A 17298-nucleotide genomic window follows, 5' to 3' on the forward strand; every position below is an offset into this window, starting at 1 on the left:
GGCTAAGCCTCTTGTTTTTGCTGCGAATCAAGCAAATTGTATTTCTTTAAATATCCTCTCAGTTGATGATACGTTAATCCGAGCATTTGTGCAGTTTTCTTTTGATTAAATTGACTAAATTTAAGCGCTTGGCGCAACAGTTCGGTTTCGTATTCGGCGGATAGCTGCTTTAGATCGCAAGGGAAGCTAAAGCCGGGCAGGGTCGGGCTGCTCGGCGCCGTTGTCGCGGCTGAAACATTTGCGCTCGCTGCTGGCTCGTGAGCACTTGGTGAGGGCATAGCAGCTTTTCGGTTGCTCGAGGCTTGCGGTCGAAATGGACTGGCAAAGGGGTCGAGATGTATGCTGTGTACCGCCAGGTCTTCACTGCCGTGACGATAAAGACTGCGCTCGATAACATTTTTCAATTCCCGCACATTACCGGGCCAGTGGTATTCCTGCAGGGCTTGTTTTGCGCGGGTGGTAAAGCCGCTGAAAAGCTCCCAGCCCAGACTGCGGGCCATGTTAATGGCGAAGTGCTCTGCTAATAACAGTATATCTTCCTGGCGCTCACGCAGTGGCGGCAAGGTGATCACATCAAAGGCCAGGCGGTCGAGCAGGTCATGGCGAAAGTGCCCTTGGTCGGCCAGGGCGGGTAAGTCTTCATTGGTGGCGCATATTAGTCGGGTGTCGACCTTGATAGGCGCGCGGCCACCGACTCGTTCAAACTCACCGTATTCAATAACGCGCAGCAGTTTTTCCTGCACCGCCGCCGGGGTATTGGCGAGTTCATCGAGGAACAGGGTGCCGCCATTAGCGCGCTCGAATCGGCCTTCATGGCGTTTGCTGGCACCGGTAAAGGCACCGCTTTCATGGCCGAAAAGCTCGCTTTCAAGCAGATTTTCGTTCAATGCCGCGCAGTTGAGGCTGACATAGTTTTGGTCCCAACGGCGCGAGAGATAGTGCAAACGCGCGGCGATCAGCTCTTTACCTGTACCGCGCTCGCCAATAACCAGCACCGGCTTATCCAACGGCGCCAGTTGCGAAACCTGGTCAAGTACGGATAAAAAGCTGTCGGATTGGCCGAGTAGATTGTCATTTTTACGAAACTGACTCATTTACACTAACTCTTAGTAATTTTTGCTAAAGCTTAGTGTATTTTATTATTCCGTGATTAGAAAGTGGTTTGTTGAAAGTGGTGTAACTAAATGAAAAATATGCTTTTATTAAGTTATTTCAAAGTTGGCAAGTTACTTGATACCACCTAGAGTAGTCAACGAAGACTTCTACATTTGAGGTATAAGATTATGGGAATTTTCTCACGTTTTGCAGATATCGTTAATTCGAATATCAATGCCATTTTAGACAAGGCCGAAGATCCTGAAAAGATGGTACGCCTGATCATTCAGGAAATGGAAGACACCTTGGTTGAGGTGCGTTCTACTTCGGCAAAAACACTGGCGGAAAAGAAAGACCTTAGCCGTCGTTTGGAAACGCTGAACAAACAGGTTGAGCAGTGGCAGGAAAAAGCCGAGCTGGCACTGTCGAAAGACCGTGATGACCTGGCTCGTGCGGCGCTTATCGAAAAGAACAAGGCGGCGGAAGCTCAAGTGGCTTTAGAGCGCGAGATGGAGCACGTTGAAGAGCACATCAACAAGCTACAGCAAGAGATCAGCACCTTGCAGGAAAAGCTCAGCGATGCCAAGGCTCGTCAAAAAGCCATTATTCTGCGTCAGCGTTCGGTGCAATCGCGCCTTGATATAAAGAAAACCCTTGATGGCAACAAGGTGCAGGATGCCCTTGATAAGTTTGAGCGTTATGAAACTAAAATCGACGGTTTAGAAGCCCAGGTTGAGTCTTACGAGCTAGGTCAAAAGTCACTTTCCGACGAGATCGAACAGTTGGAAAAAGACGAGAAGATCGACGACGAATTGTCGGCGCTTAAAGCGAAAATGGGTAAAAGCGATAAAGCAGAATAACAATGATAGTGGGCGAGCTCGACAAGTTTCAAAGCTACGCCCACACTTATAATACGCCGAAGCAACAGGCAGGAGAGGAAGATGTTTGATTTTGATTTATTAATGCCCCCTATAGTTATATTTTTGGTGATAGTGGCGCCGCTGTGGCTAATTTTGCACTATCGCAGTAAAAAGCAAGTAAGCCAGGGTCTTAGCGAGCACGAGCATCGTCAATTGAATGAGCTGGCGCATAAAGCTGAGAAAATGGCCGAACGTATTCATACGCTGGAAACCTTGCTAGATCAGGAATCGCCGCAGTGGAGGAATAAGGTATGAGCACTAAACGCGAACTCTATCGCGACCCCAAACGCGGTAAATTAGCCGGGGTCTGTGCGGGGATCAGCGACTACTTTAATATCGAACTGTGGCTGGTACGCATTGTTTTCGTCACCGCCGTACTGCTTTCCGGTGGCTCGCTGCCCGTTGTGGCCTATATTGCCGCCTGGTTTATTCTCGACACTAAACCTGCCGAGGATTCCAAAGGTGAGGCGAAAAAAGCGGTACATGTGGGTGAGGTGAAAGCCAAGGTGTGGCAAAAGGGTGAGCCGCCACGCAAGGCGCTAAAAGATTTGAAGGAGTTTATGACGGATTTGGATACGCGTATCCAACGCATGGAAACCCATGTGACATCGCCGACCTTTACGGTGAGCCGAGAAATAAACAAACTTTAATAGGGTCTGTTTATCTTTGCGGTTTACTTTATGTTCAATCTAAACGCATTCTGATGAATATAATCACTGATTTATGTGGTCAAATTCATCCATGAAGCTTGGTTACATCGCGCATCCATGCGCTCACCTCGCTAAGCTGCGAAGCATTGCTTCGGTCTTGCTCGCCTATGTTCATAGCGAGTAACACAGAGCAGGATGCGTTTAGATGAACCCGTAGGGCAGCGTTTGTAGCGCATTTCTACTGTGTTGTTACATGTTTATGTAGAATAACTACACTACACATGTGCCGCCTTGTATAAATACACTACAAACTGCTGCAGAAACAAACAACAAAGGTCAACAGACCCTAATCCCATCCTGCCGCATGGATAAGCCGATCTCGTCGGCTTATCCTTTTATTGTTATATTCAGCTAAGTTGCACTTAAGGATAAAGGAGCTAATTTGTCCTACTCTCGCCTTGATACACTCAAAGATAAAGCTAAAAAAACACTGCAGCGCACCCTTGATGGTCATATCACACTAGCGGTGACCGGCCTGTCAGGCAGCGGCAAAACCGCGTTTATTACCGCCTTGGTGCATCATTTAACCGAGCAGGCCAATGATAAAAACCTGCCGTTTTTTCGGGTTATGCGCGAAGGTCGCCATATAGCGACCGCCCAGGTGCCACAAAAAGCGCTGAATATTCCAACTTTTGGCTATCGTCATGCGATTGAAAGCATTACTCAGGAGCCACCGCAATGGCCACAATCCACCAAGCGCATTAATACCTTGCGCCTGGCCATGCGCTATCGCCCCGAACGCGGGCTGCGGGCGCAACTTGGCGATACCGCAACCCTGACCATAGATTTAATCGATTATCCCGGCGAATGGTTAATGGACTTGCCCATGTTGAATATGGATTACGCCACCTGGAGTGAACGCCAGCTCACCATGCTTAACTCTAAGGTACGTCGTGTTCATAGCGAGGCTTTTTTAGCGCAACTGGCAGACTTCGATAGTCAGGCTCAGGTGGACGAGGGGCAGCTTAAGGTGCTCAGCAATGAATATAAGCAGGCGTTAACGGCGATAAAGGCCCATGCCCATGCCGCCAATTTGCAGCCCGGGCGCATGCTTATTCCCGGTGAACTGGAAGGGGCGCCACTGTTGGCCTTTTTCCCATGCCCAACGCCGGATGAGCAGGGCGAAAACACCCAGTATAAGCAGCTGGAGGCACGCTTTGAGGCCTATAAAAATCAGGTGGTTAAGCCGTTTTATAAGGACTATTTCTGCCGCTTTGACCGCCAGGTGGTGTTGGTGGATTTACTTCAGGCGTTAAAACTCGGCCCGGATATTTTTGCCGAGCAGGCCGAAGCCATCACCGAGCTACTGGCGTTTTTTGAATATGGTAAAAGCAACCTGTTGCGACGCTTGTTTCGCCCCAATATAGATAAGCTGCTATTTGTGGCCAATAAGGCGGATCAGGTGGGGGTTAATTATCATCAAGATCTCGCCTTGCTGCTCCATGACTTAGTAAAGGCCAAGGCCAACGAGCTTGCCTTTGCCGGTGTTGAAGTGGACACCATGGCCATGGCCGGGGTATGTGCCACCCAAAGCAAGACGGTGAGCGAGCAGGGCCGTGATCTGCATTGTATTTACGGTAAACCCTTGAGTGAAGGAAACTGGCTCACCTATTTACCGCCACAGCCGCCGAGGCATCGCTTAAGTGAAGGCCAGTGGCCAAAACAAGGCTTTGATTATATTGATTTTGCGCCGCTGCCTGGTAATGACGGCAAGCTGCGTCATATGCGCCTCGACCATGCCTTAGAATTTTTATTGGGAGATAAGCTGCGATGAGCGATGAAGTAAAGCTAAACGCCGGACGCCGCATACAAGAGCAAGGCCCTAAGCAGGGCGCAGAAGAACTAAAAAGTGCGCAAATAGTGGCGCGCACCGAGCAGGCCCCCGTCAGTGATGAAGAAGCCCTGTTTGGTGATGAGTCTGAGCTTGAACAAAGTATCGAAACGACCATCAAGGGCCGTAAGGGCTCCTTATTAAAACGCTTATTCGTTTTTTTACTACTGAGCTTAATCCTAGTGGAAACCGGGCTAAGTATTATGGCCAGCTTTGCCACCGCCTGGTGGTTAGGCGCCTTATACAGCGCCGTGATCGCTCTGGCTGTGTTATTAATGGGGCGCTTGCTGTGGCGTGAACTGGTCAATTTAAAGCGCTTAAAGGTCAACCAACATCATCAGCAGAAGGCCGAACGTTTGCTTGAAAGCGAGCAAATAGGACAGGCCTTGCCCTGGCTGCAAAGTGTGAACCAAATTCAAAATCATCCTGAGTTTGAAACCTTTAAGGCCCGCATTGGCGATCATTTAAGCGACCGCGAGGTGATGATCTTATATCGCGATACCTTATTGGTCAGTCAGGACAACCAGGCCAAGCAGTTGATCAATCGTTATGCGGTGGAGTCTGCTGTGCTGGTATCGGTCAGCCCCTTGGCCGTGGTTGATATGCTGGCGGTGCTATGGCGTGGTTTAAAGCTGGTGGATACCTTGGCTAATAACTATGGCCTGGCGCTCGGTTATATGAGTCGCGTGCGTTTATATCGCAGCTTGCTTAAACAGATGCTGTTTGTCGGCTCCACCGAAATGCTCGCCGATTTGGCCGCCACGGCTTTTGGCGGCAAGTTATTGAGCGTGTTGTCGACCCGGGCGGCGCAGGGCCTTAGTGCCGGTGTGCTTACCGCGCGCATCGGTTATAAAACCATGGAGCTCTGTCGTCCCTTACCGCGCCTTGAAGCCAAGCCTTCCTTACTTAGGGCCACGGTGAAAAGTTTGGCCAGTCGTCTGGCTCGGGTCGATAAGCAAAATAATGAAGAGCAAAAGAACGTCAACTAAGGTTGACGCTTTTTTGGCCCTAAAATGGTGTTAGCTGGCCGTCCAAGCGGCTAGCTTGCTTGTTTTTCCAACAGTTATGCCCCTATTTTAAAAGAAAAAAGGTGGCATTATGAGCAAGCACACATATACAGACGACACTCTTTGCATCCACAGCATGCAAGGTCGACAGGATCCCCACAGGGCGCTGGCCGCGCCTTTATACCAAACCTCTACTTTTATTTTCGACAACACGGCGCAAGGGGCCGCACGCTTTGCCGGTGAAGAAGCGGGTTATATTTATTCGCGCCTGGGCAACCCCACGGTACGTGAATTGGAAGAAAGACTCGCGGCGTTAGAGCAGTGCGAAGATGCGGCGGCGTGCGCCACGGGTATGGGCGCGGTGTCGGCAGCTGTGATGAGCTTTTTAAGCGCCGGCGATCACCTGATCGCTTCGAGCACAGTGTATGGCTGCACCTATGCCTTATTTAGTCATCTGCTCACTCGCTATGGTGTTGAAGTGACCTTTGTCGATTTCAGCGATCTGGACGCCATAAAAGCGGCGCGCCGAGCCAACACTAAAATGGTCTTTTTGGAGACCCCGGCTAACCCGAATATGAAGGTGTATGATCTTGAGCAGATCTGCGCCTTTGCCAAAATGCACAAGCTGATAAGCGTTGTTGATAACACCTTCTTGACGCCCTTGTTGCAAAAACCAGCCATCTTGGGCGCGGATTTAGTGGTACACAGCGCCACCAAATACCTAAATGGTCATGGCGATGTAGTGGCTGGCCTGGTGTGTGGTAGTGCCGAGCATATAGAAACCATAAAATTTACTGTGCTTAAAGACATAGGTGCCACCATGAGTCCGTTCGATGCCTGGCTGATCCTGCGCGGTTTAAAAACCTTGTCGGTACGTATGAAAGCCCATTGTCAGGGAGCGCATAAAGTCGCCGAGTATCTAGGTGCGCACAAAAAGATTGAAAAGGTGTATTACCCAGGGCTTAAAAGCGATCCCGGTCATGCCTTTATCGGCACGCAAATGAAAGATGCGGGCGGGGTGATCGCCTTCGAGCTTAAAGCCTCGTTAGAAAAGACGGAGACCTTTATTAATTCGCTTAAGCTTTGCACCTTGGCGGTGAGTTTAGGTGACACCGAAACCCTGATACAGCATCCGGCTTCGATGACACACTCTACCTATGAACCTGAGCAGCGCCGCACGGCTGGGATCAGCGATGGCCTGGTTCGAATTTCCATTGGCCTTGAAGATGTTAATGAAATTATTGCGGATTTAGAAATGGGTTTGGCATCCATTTAAAATTGACTGTATCAATAACGTTACATCAATTATCGTTGCGCCCCTTTTGAATAAAGGGGTGTTTATTTTTTGAAACCGCAGTGTATTTTTATCTTTACGTATTTATGGGTTTGCCCAAAACCCATATCGGCTCCATCTATTACAAATTTTCGTACTTTTACTTAGTATCTGGTTAACACAGATTAGTTGCCAATGGCGTATCTAGGTACGCGGTTGGTCGAAGATGCAAAGGTTATTATGGCTAAGTCAAGCAAGTATGTTTCCAAGACACCCGATGAAAACGGCGTGATCCACTGGAGCGATGAAGAAAATCAAATTTGGGCAGAACTGGTTGAGCGTCAACTGGCCTGTATCGAAGGCAAGGCGTGTGACGAGTACCTGGAAGGGTTAAAGAAAATTAACCTGCCACATGATCGTATTCCGCAGTTGCATGAGCTGAACGAAGTACTAGAGCGTGAAACCGGCTGGCAGGTTGCCCCTGTACCAGCGCTTATCGACTTTGATGAGTTTTTCCGCCTGTTGGCCAACAAGCAATTCCCGGTAGCGACCTTTATTCGTACCCGTGAAGAGTTCGACTATCTGCAAGAGCCGGATATTTTCCACGAGATCTTTGGTCACTGCGCCATGCTGACCAACCCGGATTTTGCCGAGTTTACGCATAAATACGGCCAGCTAGGCTATGCGGCGGATAAAAAAGACCGCGTATATCTGGCGCGTCTATACTGGTTTACCGTTGAGTTTGGTCTAATGCAAACCGAGAAAGGCCTGCGTATTTATGGTGGTGGCATCTTATCGAGCCCGGGTGAGACTCAGTATGTTTACGGTGAACAGCCGGAAATTAACCCAATGAATGTACAGGATGTGCTGCGCACGCCTTACAGAATCGATATTATGCAACCTGTTTACTACACCATTAACTCTATCCATGATTTATTTGATATTTCTCAAATGGATTTAATGGCGTTAGTAGCTAAAGCAAAAGAATTAGGCTTGTTTGAGCCAAAATTTCCCCCTAAAGAAAAATTAGCAAGTTAAGGAATTAGTAATGTCTGAATTAAGCGCACAAAAATGTGAAGCGTGTCGTGCGGATGCGCCTAAGGTGTCAGATGATGAATTGGCAGTATTGATCAAAGATATCCCTGAGTGGGTGCCTGAAGTACGTGATGGCATTATGCAGCTTGAGCGTGTATTTAAGTTCAAAAACTTCAAGCAAGCACTAGAGTTCACTAATCTAGTAGGCGCCATGGCTGAAGAAGAAGGTCACCACCCAGGTCTTCTGACTGAGTGGGGCAAGGTAACCATCACTTGGTGGTCACACTCTATTAAAGGTTTGCACAAGAATGATTTCATCTGTGCGGCGAAAACAGACGCGGTTTTTGCAGCTCTATAATTAAATACTTTCCGTGTTTGAGCCACCTCGCTACTTGCTAGCAAGGTGGCTTTTTTGTTTTTCACACCCTGTTAATGTAATACCAATTCACTTAAATAGCTAATCATTCTAGCGGGCTAAATATCATGCTAACTGCGTTGGAATTTTCCTATGGAGAATAACTACATAAGAAAAATTCCGCCTTGCTATCACATCATTTATCCAGCGCTATATCTGATCACATACTTAACAGAATTGGTATAACTAAAAAGGGGCTCGTCGGCACATTATCACCCCGTGTATTGAAGCCCCTGTGATAGCGCCCAAGCATGTATCTTCAAATCGTTTACGTATATAATGCAGCGCTGAACAAAACAAAATATGAAATGAGTTATGAGCGCTGCTGATCTTGATTACATCAAGCAATCCATTGCCACGGTTGCCGATTATCCTAAACCGGGCATTATGTTCCGTGACGTTACCAGCCTGTTAGCCGACCCCAAGGCATTACAGCTGACCATAGATCACATGGTGAATAAGTATAAAGACCAGGGCTTTACCAAGATCATTGGTACCGAATCCCGTGGCTTTATCTTTGCTGCACCCATGGCCTATGTACTGGGTATTCCTTTTATTCCTGTGCGTAAGCCGGGCAAATTACCTCGTGCGGTCATTGCACAAAGCTACCAGTTAGAATATGGTGAAGATACCCTGGAGCTGCACCAAGACGCCATAGTGGCCGGCGATAAGGTATTGTTAGTTGATGATTTATTAGCAACTGGCGGCACCATTGAAGCCACAGCTAAACTCGTTGCCAAACTTGGCGGCGAAGCAACTCATGCGGCCTTTGTTGTTTCCTTACCTGATTTAGGTGGTGAGCAACGCGTGCGCCAACAGGGAATTGACGTATTTAAACTAGTCGAATTCGAAGGCGATTAAGCAATGAGCTATCAGGTTCTTGCCAGGAAATGGCGACCGCAAACCTTTCACCAACTTGTTGGTCAAGACCATGTAAAACAAGCTTTGGTTAACGCGCTAAATGAGCAGCGTTTGCACCATGCCTATTTGTTTACTGGGACGCGAGGCGTGGGTAAAACCACCATCGCCCGTATCTTTGCCAAGAGCCTGAACTGTGAGCAGGGCATTTCTGCTCAGCCCTGTGGCCAATGTAGCACCTGCTTAGATATCGAAGCGGGTAAGTACATAGATCTTATCGAAATCGATGCGGCATCGCGCACCAAGGTTGAAGATACGCGGGAAATCCTTGATAACGTGCAATATGCACCAACACGCGGCCAATTCAAGGTGTACCTAATCGATGAGGTACACATGCTCTCCAAACACAGCTTTAATGCGCTGTTAAAGACTTTAGAAGAGCCCCCCGAGCATGTGAAATTCTTGCTGGCGACGACCGATCCGCAAAAATTGCCGGTGACCATCTTATCTCGCTGTTTGCAGTTTAATCTCAGTGCCTTATCTGTGCCCCAGATCAGCACCCAGTTGCAGCATATTCTCGGCCAGGAACAGATCCATTTTGAAGACTCGGCACTGGCGGTATTGGCTAAGGCTGCCGACGGCAGTATGCGTGATGCCTTAAGCCTGACGGACCAAGCCATAGCCCAAACCAATGGCCAGCTGGTGGAAGAAGCGGTCAAAGACATGCTCGGTCTGATGGATGTGCGTTTTGCTCAGCAGCTACTGAGTGCCGTGCTGTTGCACGATGGCGCCGAGCTGATGCAGCAAACCCGAGCTTTAGCGCAGCGCAATCCTAATTATGTTGCTGTGCTGGATGACTTATTAAATCTGATGCACAGCATTCAGCTGACTCAGTTGGTGCCAAGTGCTGCGGCGCTTAGCGAGCGCGACGCCGAATACGTAAGTGCGGCGGCCAACACTGCCGACCCTCAGCACATTCACACTCTTTATCAACTGCTGTTAAGCGGTAAACGTGATTTGCAATGGAGCAGCTCGACACAGGTGGGCTTTGAAATGCTGATGTTACGTTTATTGGCCTTCGAGCCTGCGGCCTTAGCATCTATGCCAACAACGCAAACCATTGTGAGCGAGATGGCCAGCCCTAAGGCCTCGGGCCAAGAGCAAGCGGCCAATCTGCGTGCCATGCTGGCCCGCAATAATACTGAGCTGGCTTCAGCTCCCAAGGCTGCTAAGCCAGAGCCTGTGGCAGCACCTGTGGCGACAGCGCCTGTTGCTGCACCTGACGTAGCTTCCGCACCTTCTGTGCCTTCTGTATCCTCTGCACCAGCTGTAGAAATGGATGAGAAAATAGCGCAAGAGCAAGTAGCGCAGGAGCAAGAAGCAGCGGCGCAATTTGATGCCGTGTTAGAACAAGCTCAAGAGTTAGGCTATCAGGGCGGCGAGCCAGTGCAGCCTACTACAGCAGAGCCTGTACTTCAGCACCAAGGCGCACCAGAGCCAGCACCTCAGGGCACTGCTCAAGAACAAGACCAAGAGCAAGCGCAACCCCGCATTGAGCCAATGCAGTCAGTAAGTGCTGAACCAATGCAGTCAGTAAGTGCTGAGCAAATGCAGCCAGCTAACGCTGAGCAGGACAGTCAAGCTCAGGCGGCGCCGGCCGAGCAGCTGCACGCATTAGAAGAGCAAACTCAATCGGCCATCGCCCGTATTTTGCAAAACCGTAAGTTGGCAACGCCTGCGCCTTCAGCCGCACCTGGCCAAAGGGCGCAAAGCCGTAATGAAGTGACCCAAGGTGGCGATGACCTAAAAAAGGCAGCGGCCCGAGGTGAGCGGGCCGAACTAAGCGCATCACCAAGTTATTTTGATACCCCAGTTGCAACTGCAGTTGCCACGCCTGAGCCTGCTCAGCAACAGCAACAGCAACAGCAACAGCAACAGCAACAGCAACAGCAACAGCAACAGCAGCTAGAAGCGGCTAAGCGTAAGCAAACGCCGGCGCAGCGCCTACTTGATAGGCATCAGCCGGACCCGCAAAAGCTGGCCCCCGAGTTGCTGCAACAGTTGCAGGCACCGGCGACAAATACCGAGGCGCAAGAGCAACCCTTGGTGATACCAGTGCCTGAGGGCTTTACCAGCAGCATTAGCGACATCAAATTTGCCCATCAGCAAGATGCCTGGGCGGCCTTGATAGACGAGATGAATCTGGGTGGGCGTACCCGTCAGTTTGCCTTGCAAAGCTGTTACCGTAAGGAACAAGGGCAGGTGTTTTTGCAAGTCGACGCCAGTCAGCAACACCTCGATGGACCGGCGTTGCGTGAACGCTTGGTGCAATGTTTTAGCGAGCAACTGGGCGAGCCCATCGAATTGCACATCGCGTTTAGCCCCGAGGTGGCGGGCACCCCGAAACTGATCCAAGAAGCACTCGACGCCCAGCGTTTGCAACAGGCGGTGGCGGCCATGCACGGTGATAGCAATGTGCAGCGCTTAATGACACAATTTTCGGCGAACCTTGATGAAAACTCGGTGCAGCCATTGTAATTTTTCCTCGCTGGCCTTATCTTTGCCAGCATAGATTTAAATGAAGAGAGAACACTATGTTTAAAGGTGGAATGGGTAACATGATGAAGCAAGCGCAGCAAATGCAAGAGCGCATGCAAAAAGCCCAAGAAGAAATCGCAAACTTAGAAGTAACAGGTGAAGCCGGTGCTGGTCTGGTTAAAGTAACCATGCTGGGTAGCCACAATGTGCGTCGCGTTGAGCTGGATGAAAGCTTGATGGAAGACGACAAGGATATGATTGAAGACTTGCTTGCAGCGGCTTGTAACGACGCCGTACGTCGCGTGGCTGAAGAAAGCCAAAAACGCATGTCAGAAGTAACAGGTGGTATGAACTTACCTCCTGGCTTTAAAATGCCGTTCTAATTAAGAACCATATAAAAATTAGCGCCTTAGGGCGCTATTTTTTTGCCTGTTAGTACCTAAGAGCAATACGTATAGGGACTCAGGTGCGTTATCATTGGCATCACAATAAGACCCCCGTAAAAAACCAAGAGAAAGGATACTCAGCTATGAAGTTCAAACTAACCTCAATTTTAATGACGACGACACTGTTAGCACTTGGTTCGACACACGTTCAGGCCGACGACCAAAGCTTAAAAGCCCTTCAGGCAATAGAAGAATTTAAAGTCCCCTTTATACGTATGATTAATGCCTACAAAGAGGGTGGTGGCTCGACCACTTTCTTGTATGAGAAACACAGCGCTCAGTCAGAACTTAAAGTTACGCCATATCGAGAGCTGGTTGAGTCGGCCTCAAACTAGGGTTAACAACTCCTTATACTTTTGCGCTTGGTTTTGATACCTTAACGCCACATAATAGAGCGCTGAATTACACAGTGTCGCAGCTTAATCGGAATTTACATGCAGCTTTCGCCAAAATTAACTCAACTTGTTGATGCTTTGCGTTGTTTACCGGGCATAGGCCCGAAATCGGCTCAGCGGATTGCCTTTCACTTATTGGAGCGCGACCGTGAGGGCGGCAGCCAATTGGGCGCTGCGTTAAGTCAGGCCATGGTGGATATTGGTCATTGCAACAGTTGTCGTACTTTTACCGAGCAAGAGCAGTGCGAGCTGTGCGGTAATATTAAACGCCAGGATTCCGGCTTGCTGTGTGTGGTGGAATCGCCCAGCGACGTATTAGCGGTGGAGCAAACCGGGCATTATCAGGGTCTGTACTTTGTGTTAATGGGTCACTTGTCACCCCTTGATGGCATAGGTCCAAAAGAAATTGGCCTGGATGTGCTCGAGCAGAAGCTGGCTGCGGGAGGGATCAACGAGGTGATCCTAGCAACTAACCCCACGGTAGAGGGCGAGACCACAGCCCATTATATTGCCGAGCTGTGCAAGCAATACCAGGTGGGTGCTTCACGTATCGCTCACGGCGTTCCTGTCGGTGGCGAATTAGATCTGGTTGATGGCATGACCTTATCCCATGCCTTTAACGGTCGTAAGCAGGTCACCTTTGACGATTGATTTGCTCTAAAATCCAGCAAAAAGGCGCCTTTTGGCGCTTTTTTCGTTTTTTCTCTCTTGAATCCCAACTGCATCACCCCATATACAAGAGCATATCTGGTTATCAACCTACTCAGTTGAACCTGTTTGCTAACGGAGAGAGAAATGACAGCAACATCAGAAAAAGAAACGCTTGGCTTTCAGACTGAAGTAAAGCAACTGCTTAACTTAATGATCCACTCTTTGTATTCAAACAAAGAAATTTTCCTGCGTGAGCTGGTATCGAATGCTTCTGATGCCGCAGATAAACTGCGCTTTTTAGCCCTTGAAAACGGCGACCTGTACGAAGGCGATGCAGAACTCAAGGTGCGTATCAGCGCCGATAAGGACAAGGGCACGGTAACCATTGCCGATAACGGTATAGGTATGACCCGTGATGAAGTGATCAGCGCCCTTGGTACCATTGCGAAATCAGGCACCGCCGAATTTTTCAAAAACCTGACCGGCGACCAAGCGAAAGACTCTCAGCTGATTGGTCAATTCGGTGTGGGTTTCTACTCGGCCTTTATCGTGGCCGACAAAGTAACCGTGCGCACGCGCAAGGCCGGTGAAACGCATGCTATCGAATGGGAATCAAAAGGTGAGGGCGATTACACCCTGGCCGAGATCGAAAAAGACAGCCGAGGTACCGAAATCATTTTGCACCTGCGCGACGATGAAAAAGAATTCCTCGATGATTTCCGCCTGCGCGGCATAGTTAATAAATACTCAGATCATATCGCCATTCCGGTAGAGATGTACCGTGAGCCGGTGCCAGAAACAGAAGGCCCGGACGGTGAGAAAATCGAGGCGCAACCAGGTCACTGGGAAGTCATCAATAAGGCCGAAGCGCTGTGGACTCGTGATAAGTCTGAGATAAGCGATGAAGAATACCAGGAGTTCTACAAGCACGTAGGTCATGACTGGGAAGAGCCTTTGACCTGGGCCCACAACAAGGTGGAAGGTAAAACAGAATACACCAGCTTGCTGTACATTCCTAAACGCGCACCTTTTGATATGTATAACCGCGAGCGTCAAAGCGGCTTAAAACTATACGTACAACGCGTATTTATCATGGATGACGCCGAGCAGTTTATGCCAAGCTACCTGCGTTTTGTAAAAGGTCTGCTGGACTCAAACGACCTGCCGCTAAACGTATCCCGTGAGATTCTACAAGACAACAAGATCACCCAAACAATTCGCAAGGGCTGTACGTCTCGCGTGTTGAAAATGCTGGATCGCATGGGTAAGAACAAGCCAGAAGAGTATCAAACCTTCTGGGATGAATTCGGCAGCGTGATCAAAGAAGGTCCGGCGGAAGACATGGCGAATAAAGAAGCCATTGCCAAGCTGCTGCGCTTTGCTTCAACGCACACGGATGAAGCCACGCAGAATGTGTCGCTTGAGCAGTACATCGAGCGTATGAGCGAAGGTCAGGATAAGATTTACTACGTTGTTGCCGACAGCTTTGAGGCGGCGAAGAACTCGCCACACCTAGAGATCTTCCGCAAGAAGGGCATCGAAGTCTTGCTGCTGAGCGACCGTGTTGACGAGTGGATGATGAGCCACCTCACCGAGTTCCAAGACAAGCAGTTCCAGTCGATCACTCGCGGCGACTTGGACTTAGGTGACCTTGACGACGAAGAGAGCAAAAAGGCCCAAGAAGAGTCTGAGAAGGAAGTGGAAGGCTTGCTTGAGCGCATTAAAACGGCACTGGGCGATAAGGTCAAAGAAGTACGCTTTACCCATCGTCTAACGGAATCACCGGCCTGTGTGGTTGCCGATGAACACGATATGAGCTCACAGATGATCAAGCTCATGGAGTCCGTCGGTCAAAAGGCACCGGAAACTAAGCCAGTGTTTGAGCTTAACCCTGAGCACCAGCTGGTTAAGCACCTTAACGACGAGCAGGATGAAGACAAGTTTACTCAGTGGTCAGAGGTACTGCTGGATCAGGCCTTGCTTGCCGAGCGTGGCAGCTTAAAAGACCCGGCCGGGTTTGTAACCCGATTGAATAAGCTGATGCTGGATTTAAGCAAATAAGTTATCCCAACCAAAGAGCCCGAGTCCAACCACTCGGGTTTTTTTATGCCGGTAAATCGTTGCGGGAAAACAGTAACGCAGACACCCACTTTAACGCAGACACCCACTTTAAAGACACCCACTTTAAAGACACCCACTTTAACGCAGACACCCACCTTAACGCAGACACCCACTTTAACAGACACCCACCTTAACGCAGACACCCACTTTAACGCAGACACCTACTTTAACGCAGACACCCACCTTAACGCAGACACCCACCTTAACGCAGACACCCACTTTAAAAGGAAAAAGACGCTTTATCGCAAGTGCTTGCGCCAGTTAAGAACATTGCGCATAGTGGAATGCTCTTATTTCCATCATTAGAGCAAGATATGAAATCGTCTTTACTCGGTGCCTTGGCACTTCTTAGTCTTTCTTCTTTTTCGTCGCTAGCAGATATTCCTGCGGATCCCATAGCCATTGCCATTCACGGTGGGGCCGGGACCATTGAGAAGGCCCGTTTTACGCCGGAGCAAGAAAAGGCGTATCGCGCTAAATTAACCGAGGCGGTGGAAGCTGGCTATGCGGTGTTAGCGCAAGGCGGTGCCAGCCTGGATGCCATCAATGCGGCCATTAATGTGCTGGAGAATTCCCCTTACTTTAATGCCGGTAAAGGCGCTGTGTACACCTACGAGGGTGAGCATGAGCTCGATGCCTCGATTATGGATGGTCGTACCCGTGCAGCGGGCGCCGTAGCCGGGGTTAAATATATTGAAAACCCTATCGATTTAGCTCGTTTGGTGATGACAAATTCTGTGCATGTCATGTTAAGCGGGGAAGGGGCGGAAGAATTTGCCCAGCAGCAGGGTATGAAACTGGTGGAAAACAGTATATTTGATACCGAGCATCGTTATGAAGCCCTGCTTAAAGCCAAGGAAAAGCTGGATAAGGCCAAACCGGCCACCAAGGATTATCAGGCCCTGCATCAGGCCTTGCCAAGCCAATACAAGATGGGCACGGTCGGTGCGGTTGCACTCGATAGCCAGGGTAATATCGCCGCAGGCACAAGCACAGGCGGCATGACCGCCAAGCGCTTTGGTCGCATTGGGGACTCGCCTGTAATAGGCGCAGGTACCTTTGCCGATAATGCCTCCTGTGCGGTATCGGCCACGGGTCATGGTGAATACTTTATCCGCTACCAGGTAGCGAGCGATATTTGCGCCCGGGTGCAATACCAAGGCAAGAGCATAGAGCAGGCCGGTAACGAGGTGATCTTTGGGCCCATGTTTGAAGCCGGTGGCACAGGCGGAGTGATCATAGTCGACGCCAAGGGTAATATCAGCATGCCTTTTAATACCAAAGGCATGTATCGCGCCAGTAAGAGCAGCACAACCCCAACCTATGTGGCTATTTTTAAAGACGAATAATAACGGCGAATTGCGCTAAACCAGCTACGCAAAATCCCTAGCGCCAACTATATTTACAATGTTGGCGCTAATAATTTTGGGGGTGCGTATGCAATCTATCAAAGTCGCTGATTACTATAACCACAGACCTGTGACTTTCAAAGCCGATATGTCCATTGAAAGCGCGGTGGAAAAACTTCTTCAAAGCTGTCAAACCGGTGGTCCGGTAGTCGATGATCTCGGCACCGTCATAGGGTTCGTTTCCGAGCAAGACTGCTTGCAACAAATGCTTAATTCAACTTATCAAAACGAAGCGCACTGCGTGATTGGTGATGTGATGACCAAGGAGCCCTTGTGTGTCACGCCAGAGCATAGCGTGATGACGCTCGCCGAAAACATGAAGATAGATAAACCGAAAATGTATCCGGTGTGTGATGAGCAGGGTAAGTTGATGGGAGTCATTACTCGAGCGCATATTTTGTTGGCGCTGGACAAGCACTTACACGACAATTACGCGCCAGGGAAACGCTTTGTCTAATACCAATTCTGTTAAGTATGTGATCAGATTTAGCCCGCTAGAATGATTAGCTATTTAAGAGAATTGGTATAACCACATCTAGTACACTTTAAGGCGATATTTTGCTAAGCTGGGCGGCCATTTTATGCCGTTAATTA

At 49.4% G+C, this 17298-nt stretch carries 17 protein-coding genes; 16 read left to right on the plus strand and 1 reads right to left on the minus strand.

From position 1 onward, the window contains the following. Positions 1-2: 2 nt before the first annotated feature. Positions 3-1094: a phage shock protein operon transcriptional activator gene (gene pspF / locus WCN91_RS02455; protein ID WP_342675949.1), complete on the minus strand. Its 1092-nt coding sequence runs from the start codon at positions 1092-1094 to the stop codon at positions 3-5. A 189-nt stretch (positions 1095-1283) separates the two neighbouring features. Here pspF and pspA point away from each other — a divergent pair, with 189 nt between their 5' ends. The 16 genes from pspA (at position 1284) to WCN91_RS02535 (ending at position 17161) form a co-directional block, all read left to right on the plus strand. Further along, positions 1284-1955, plus strand: coding sequence for a phage shock protein PspA (gene pspA / locus WCN91_RS02460; protein ID WP_342675951.1), 672 nt, complete (start codon positions 1284-1286; stop codon positions 1953-1955). 81 nt (positions 1956-2036) lie between these two features. Continuing rightward, positions 2037-2270 (plus strand): envelope stress response membrane protein PspB, encoded by a 234-nt coding sequence (gene pspB / locus WCN91_RS02465; protein WP_342675953.1) that lies wholly within the window; start codon positions 2037-2039, stop codon positions 2268-2270. Beyond that, a complete protein-coding gene (gene pspC / locus WCN91_RS02470; protein WP_342675954.1) occupies positions 2267-2665 on the plus strand; it encodes an envelope stress response membrane protein PspC in 399 nt (132 codons plus the stop codon). The genes pspB and pspC overlap by 4 nt, the downstream gene beginning before the upstream one ends. A 442-nt stretch (positions 2666-3107) precedes the next feature. Further along, entirely contained in the window at positions 3108-4499 is a 1392-nt protein-coding gene (locus tag WCN91_RS02475; protein WP_342675955.1) for a YcjX family GTP-binding protein, read from the plus strand. Further along, positions 4496-5545 carry a TIGR01620 family protein gene (locus WCN91_RS02480; RefSeq protein WP_342675957.1) on the plus strand — a complete coding sequence of 350 codons (1050 nt, stop codon included), beginning with the start codon at positions 4496-4498 and terminating at the stop codon, positions 5543-5545. Before WCN91_RS02475 ends, WCN91_RS02480 begins: the two co-directional genes overlap by 4 nt. 109 nt (positions 5546-5654) lie before the next feature. Further along, complete coding sequence (megL, locus tag WCN91_RS02485) at positions 5655-6839, plus strand: methionine gamma-lyase (RefSeq protein ID WP_342675960.1); 1185 nt, start codon at positions 5655-5657, stop codon at positions 6837-6839. Positions 6840-7076: 237 nt separating this feature from the next. Next, positions 7077-7874: a phenylalanine 4-monooxygenase gene (gene phhA / locus WCN91_RS02490; RefSeq protein ID WP_342675962.1), complete on the plus strand. Its 798-nt coding sequence runs from the start codon at positions 7077-7079 to the stop codon at positions 7872-7874. Between the two features lie 10 nt (positions 7875-7884). After that, positions 7885-8229, plus strand: coding sequence for a 4a-hydroxytetrahydrobiopterin dehydratase (locus WCN91_RS02495; RefSeq protein WP_342675963.1), 345 nt, complete (start codon positions 7885-7887; stop codon positions 8227-8229). Positions 8230-8601: 372 nt separating this feature from the next. Continuing rightward, the gene (gene apt / locus WCN91_RS02500) at positions 8602-9147 is read left to right on the plus strand and encodes an adenine phosphoribosyltransferase (RefSeq protein WP_342675964.1); all 546 of its coding nucleotides are present in this window, start codon (positions 8602-8604) and stop codon (positions 9145-9147) included. A 3-nt stretch (positions 9148-9150) separates the two neighbouring features. Continuing rightward, a complete protein-coding gene (dnaX, locus tag WCN91_RS02505; RefSeq protein WP_342675966.1) occupies positions 9151-11682 on the plus strand; it encodes a DNA polymerase III subunit gamma/tau in 2532 nt (843 codons plus the stop codon). Between the two features lie 56 nt (positions 11683-11738). Then, a complete protein-coding gene (locus WCN91_RS02510; RefSeq protein ID WP_342675968.1) occupies positions 11739-12065 on the plus strand; it encodes a YbaB/EbfC family nucleoid-associated protein in 327 nt (108 codons plus the stop codon). 146 nt (positions 12066-12211) lie between these two features. Continuing rightward, complete coding sequence (locus WCN91_RS02515; protein ID WP_342675970.1) at positions 12212-12463, plus strand: hypothetical protein; 252 nt, start codon at positions 12212-12214, stop codon at positions 12461-12463. 99 nt (positions 12464-12562) lie between these two features. Beyond that, entirely contained in the window at positions 12563-13174 is a 612-nt protein-coding gene (gene recR / locus WCN91_RS02520) for a recombination mediator RecR (RefSeq protein WP_105199156.1), read from the plus strand. 144 nt (positions 13175-13318) lie between these two features. Beyond that, complete coding sequence (htpG, locus tag WCN91_RS02525; RefSeq protein WP_342675973.1) at positions 13319-15235, plus strand: molecular chaperone HtpG; 1917 nt, start codon at positions 13319-13321, stop codon at positions 15233-15235. A gap of 374 nt (positions 15236-15609) precedes the next feature. Further along, positions 15610-16644, plus strand: a complete 1035-nt coding sequence (locus WCN91_RS02530; RefSeq protein ID WP_342675975.1) for an isoaspartyl peptidase/L-asparaginase family protein — start codon at positions 15610-15612, stop codon at positions 16642-16644. An 88-nt stretch (positions 16645-16732) separates the two neighbouring features. Beyond that, entirely contained in the window at positions 16733-17161 is a 429-nt protein-coding gene (locus WCN91_RS02535) for a CBS domain-containing protein (protein WP_342675977.1), read from the plus strand. Positions 17162-17298: the final 137 nt, after the last annotated feature.

It is taken from the genome of Pseudoalteromonas qingdaonensis, from assembly GCF_038739665.1.
Lineage (GTDB): Bacteria > Pseudomonadota > Gammaproteobacteria > Enterobacterales > Alteromonadaceae > Pseudoalteromonas > Pseudoalteromonas qingdaonensis.